Genomic DNA, 2,773 nt, shown 5'->3' on the forward strand with positions numbered 1-2,773 from the left:
TTTATCTTGTGGGCAGAGAAACAGATTTTCAGGAACTTTTATTTTGCGTTCACACCTATTTTGCCCTTTTGATGAAGCTCATTGCAGCGGAGCTTATTAGCCTGAGGGAGACTTCATTTACTTCTTCACTTACTTCAGATTTAGTGCATGCCTCTGATGACGAACTGAAAAGGCAGATCGAAGATATCGAAAACGGCGGCATCTATGCGCGCAAAGGGATCACGAACTTTTTAGAGGGCGATTTTTTCCGTTGGTATTTGGATGCTTTCGATTCACCGGAGCTAAGAGATGCAATTAGGGAAGTTGCCAGGGGTCTTTCGGAATTTGAACCAGCAACGAGCACTTTGGACCCTGTTTCAACTCGCGATCTTCTCAAAAAACTTTATCAATACTTAGTCCCGCAAGAAGTGCGGCATAGTCTTGGCGAGTATTACACGCCGGACTGGTTAGCGGAATTATTACTCAATGAAGTTGGCTATAACGGCAACACACGCAAGCGCTTTTTGGACCCGGCTTGCGGCTCTGGTACCTTCCTTGTCCTGGCCATTCAGCGGGCCAGGGAACATGGTAAGGAAGAAAATTTACCCCCCGTTGAAATTGCTAAGAGAATCGTCAATAACATTTGGGGTTTCGATTTGAACCCCATGGCAGTCATTGCTGCTCGCACTAATTATTTGTTTGCTATGGGAGATTTGGTAAATGAGCTGCCTCAGCTGGAGATTCCGATTTATTTAACAGATTCTGTTTTGACACCTACCAGTACAACAGCTGACCTCTTTGGTGAAGTTTTAGAAGTTTCAACCTCTGTCGGTAAATTTAGAATCCCTGCAGAATGGATAAGAAATGGCGGGACCTTACTCACTATTGCTGCGCCGCTTGTGGAAGAAATGGTAAAGAATCACTATTCTACGGAAGAAGCGCTGGAACGGTTTAAAAATGAAGGCTTGGTTTTTTCAACCAATGAAGACATCGTAAGAGATTTTTATGATCAACTCTTAAAATTGGAAAACGAAAATAAAAATGGCATTTGGGCAAGGTTTTTGAAGAACAGCTTTGCCCCGATGATTGCCGGCAGATTTGATTTTGTGGTTGGCAATCCGCCGTGGATTAGATGGGATTACCTTTCTCAATCATACCGTACTGCAACTCTTAAATTATGGAAAGATTATGGATTATTTTCCCTCAAAGGATACGCCCAAATGCTAGGTGGAGCGAAGCCAGATTTTTCAATGCTATTTGTTTATTCGTCTGCAGATTATTACCTCAAAGAAGGTGCAAAATTAGGTTTTCTCATCACTCAAGAAGTTTTTAAATCAAAAGGAGCTGGGGAAGGTTTTAGAAGGTTCAGGTTAGGGGAAGGTAAATATCTAAAAGTAATAAAAGCTCATGATTTTGTTTCTGTTCAACCCTTCGAAGGAGCAGCCAATAAAACAGCAGCAATTTTTCTTATAAAAGGAGAAAAAACTGAATATCCAGTACCATATTTTATTTGGACCAAGAAAAAAGGAATCGGGAAAATAAAAACGGATAGGGTACTTAATGAGGTTTTACCACTCTTAACTAATAGGAAATATAGTGCACGACCCGTTGCTTCAGATAATAGCGCTTGGCAGACTTACTTAATGGACAGTAAAAAGTTGTTAAAAATAAAAGGAAACAATTTTTATGTTGCTAGATCCGGAGCATATACATCACCTTATGGTGTTTTTTGGATAAATATTCAGCAAAAACTTTTGAATGGCAATTTAAAGGTTACTAATAATACTAGTCAAGGAAAACGAATAATTCCTAACATTGAAGAAGTAATAGAATCAGATTTAGTTTTCCCTGTTGTAAGAGGTTCTGATATCAATAAATGGGGTGTTGATATAAGTATTTTTGCATTAATAGTTCAAGACCCACATAAGCACAACAAAGGCTATGATGAAAATATAATGAAACAAAAGTGGCCTAGGACTTATAGCTACCTAACGAGATTTAAGGAATTTTTAATAACGCAGGCAGCCTACAACAAATTCCATAAAGACCAAAATAATCCTTTTTATAGTCAGTACAATATTGGCGACTATACATTTGCAAATTATAAAGTAATTTGGAATCAGATGGGCAATGAACTCAGTGCTTCTGTAATATCTCAGAAAAAGACGCTATTTGGATACAAACCAGTAATTCCATTGCATACAACAGCATTAATCGCTACTAACAACGAGCCAGAAGCTCATTACCTTTGCGCTATCATTAATTCAACCCCGGTTCGCGATTTTATCAAATCATTTTCTTCTGCGGGGCGCGGATTTGGCACACCTTCGGTAATGGAGCATGTCGGGATTCCCAAATTTGATCCCCAAAATGCGCTCCATCTGCAATTAGCTGAAATATCCAAGCAATGCCATCAATTAAAACCTGAAGGCAAAGTAGAGGAAATCAAGAAGTTAGAAAAGGACAATGACACCTTGGTTGGGGAGTTGTTTGGAATCAGCCACGACTGAATCCCATTATCACGCAACCCCACAAACTTCTCTGGCCGTTCTGAAATCATAAGTTATAATGAGGCTGCTCCTCAAAAAGGGCAGCCAAATTGAATAAAAAATATACCATTTTGCCCTTGCATTCTTCAGGGTAGGTGTGGTATATTTTCTAGGTTGCCCTTATGGCGACCTTAATAGGCAATTTAAGAATGCGCACCCGCGTGGGCAGAACAGCTACACAGGGTCCATTGACTGAATTGCGCGGAGATGATGCAGCTAGCCCATGCTGACAGTCTCGCAAAGAA

1 protein-coding gene is annotated in these 2,773 nt (G+C 40.0%); it reads left to right on the forward strand.

The window, feature by feature from the left end:
• On the forward strand, positions 1 to 2,489 hold a 2,489-nt coding region (locus ABFC84_00400; protein MEN6411207.1), incomplete at its 5' end, for an N-6 DNA methylase.
• Between the last annotated feature and the right edge of the window lie 284 nt (positions 2,490 to 2,773).

The organism is Veillonellales bacterium (assembly GCA_039680175.1).
Taxonomy (GTDB): Bacteria; Bacillota; Negativicutes; order JAAYSF01; family JAAYSF01; genus JBDKTO01.